3 protein-coding genes are annotated in these 2,451 nt (G+C 49.8%); all 3 read left to right on the top strand.

Annotated elements, in window-relative coordinates; genetic code table 11:
- Nucleotides 1-107: 107 nt before the first annotated feature.
- A complete protein-coding gene (locus tag NE536_RS22600; protein ID WP_261274094.1) occupies nt 108-1,634 on the top strand; it encodes a TrbI/VirB10 family protein in 1,527 nt (508 codons plus the stop codon).
- A gap of 20 nt (nt 1,635-1,654) precedes the next feature.
- Nucleotides 1,655-2,110, top strand: a complete 456-nt coding sequence (traV, locus tag NE536_RS22605) for a type IV conjugative transfer system lipoprotein TraV (RefSeq protein ID WP_014615237.1) — start codon at nt 1,655-1,657, stop codon at nt 2,108-2,110.
- A gap of 3 nt (nt 2,111-2,113) precedes the next feature.
- The coding region (locus tag NE536_RS22610; RefSeq protein ID WP_261274095.1) for a conjugal transfer protein TraC at nt 2,114-2,451 on the top strand (338 nt) is incomplete at its 3' end.

The raw sequence follows: 2,451 nt of genomic DNA on the forward strand, positions 1-2,451 counted from the left end.
GCGCAGTTCTATTCCCCAACGACGCGAGCCGCTGCCTTATCAACCTATGAATTGGCACCACAGCAAACAGGACACTTGTTTGTTGTCTCGGGCGGGGAGAGCATGCAATGAAGCATATTTTGGACTACTTCAAAAATGATCCCGAAGCCGACTTTGAGCAAGGCAGTGCGTTAAATGAAGCCAATAAAAAACGCAATTGGGTGATTGCAGGGGTGGGGGCCACGGTACTCGGTGCCCTCTATTTAGCGGGCGACGCCTATATGTCTGCCCCAAAACGTGCCCCTGAAACCGCAGCGGGCAATCCTATCGATTTTGGTGCCGTGATTGATAAAGATTTCACCGAGAAAGACAATCAGTCTGCGCTCACCGCACAGCAAATCGCATTAGATAAGCAGCAGAAAGCGATTGATAAAATGCTGAAAAGCATGGAAGCCATTGAGCGCAGCAATGAAGCAAATCGCCTTGATTTAAAACGTAATTTAGAGACGTTCCAACTGACCGTGTCTGAAAAAATTGATGATAAGATTAATGCCGCTACCGCAAATGCAATGCAGCATAGCAATGTCACCGATGAATTTTCGACAGAGGGCATTGATGCATCAGCCTATCCCGTTAGGCAAAGCACACGCTACTTGGGTGAACAAACGCTGCCGCCCCGCCCGAGCGTGGGTGACGGACAAAGCGGGTATGCTGCCCCCTATCAAGGCGGCGCTATCCCGCCACCTGCAACCCAAAATGGCATCGATTCCTTTGCACTAAATTGGGAATCGCCAGAAGAAAACCTACCCAAAAAACGCACCCCTGAGAACTATGTTCCTGCAGGTTCATTTGTGACAGCTGTTGTTACTGGCGGCGCAGATGCCAATGCGGGTGTGAATGGCCAAGGCGATACCGTACCAATGGTATTCCAAACCATTAACCAAGGTGTACTACCCAACGGCAAGCCCTCGAAACTCAATAACTGCACGATTTTGGGCGCAGCTTACGGCGAAATATCATCGAGTCGCGGCATTGTGCGCACCACTCGCCTCAGCTGTATTTTTGAAGATGAAATCATCGACATTCCAGTCGAGGCGACCGTATTTAACTATGGCCGCAACGGTATTCGCGGTACTGCCATTATGAAGAACGGCAAAATCGTTCAGATGGCAGGGATTAGCGGTATTTTGACGGGCATTGGTGAGACAGGTAAAGCACTGAGCCAAACCACATCGAACTCAGCGCTAGGGTCAACCTCAAGCGTCAATGGCAGTGATGCACTGCTCAACTTAGCCGGCAGTGCCAGTTCAAGCGTGGGTAGCAAGCTCGCGGATTACTACATCAAATTAGCTGAGCAATACCACCCGATTATTGAGCTCAATCCGGGCAATACCGTCAACATCGTTTTCCTGAAAGGCTTCCCACTCGATCCGGTTGGCATTCAAGAATACGAAGAAGCGCTAGCGCAACAAGCCCAAAATCCTGTCAGTGCCACAGCGCAAATCCTCAACACTATCAGCAACCCACTTTTAGAACAGATGCCAGGGAATATTAAGCCGCAGGCCCAAGGCGCAAACACGCCTACACCACAGCAGCAATATAACCAACAAGGCCAGCGCCCCCCTGTTAACTCAGCCTTTGGCCGTGCGAATTAATTCATTTAAGGAGTGACATTTTGAACCCAATCATGAGCAAAAATGCATTACGTAACACCAGTATTATCGCACTGGCTTCATGGCTATTAAGTGGCTGTGCGGCGGGGCTGGATAGTGACTATTCCTGCGATAAGGTGGGCGGCATCAATGGCTGTACCAATATGATGGAAGTGAGGCAACTCACCGACAGTGGTGTGTTCAATCAGCCACAAGCACAAAGCCCAGCGGTGACAGCCTTAAGCGGCCAAAGCACAACTGCACTTCCCAAGCTCGCGAGCCAACAACAAGACTTTATCCCTTTGCCACGCCGCGACCGCCACGGTGTACCGCTGCGCACCTCTGAGTCAGTCCAAAAAGTAACCATCTTCCCGTATCTCAATGAGCAAGGTGATTACGTTGATACCAGCGATGTCTACATCGTGGTCGATAAGAGCCGTTGGACGGGTAGACCTGCCAAATACATCAAGCAGGATTAAGCCATGAAACAACGTATTAAAAACGATCTCGGCGCACTCTATGCCAGCAGCAAACAGCAGCACAACCATCTGCATCATGAATTGCCCTATCGCATTTATGATGATGCTGAACAAGTCTTTGAAAATGCTAATTCGCTTGGTTTTGGCTTTGCCATTTCGCTGTTTGGCGGGGCGAATGACGACTTGATCAAAACCATGAACGCCTTGGTGTGCACACTGCCAGAGGGCGACAAATGGCACTATCAATTCGTCATGGTGGGTAACAACCAAGTCGGTGAACTCATCGAGCAAAATCAAGCGCTGCTTAAGGGCCGCAATGCCATTTGCGATAAATTTGCTAA

It is taken from the genome of Shewanella septentrionalis (assembly GCF_025370265.1).
Classification (GTDB): domain Bacteria; phylum Pseudomonadota; class Gammaproteobacteria; order Enterobacterales; family Shewanellaceae; genus Shewanella; species Shewanella hafniensis.

What these genes read in the sequence shown, in the direction of transcription:
- NE536_RS22600 (WP_261274094.1), top strand. Translation starts at nt 108, where the DNA reads ATGAAGCATATTTTGGACTACTTCAAAAATGATCCCGAAGCCGACTTT.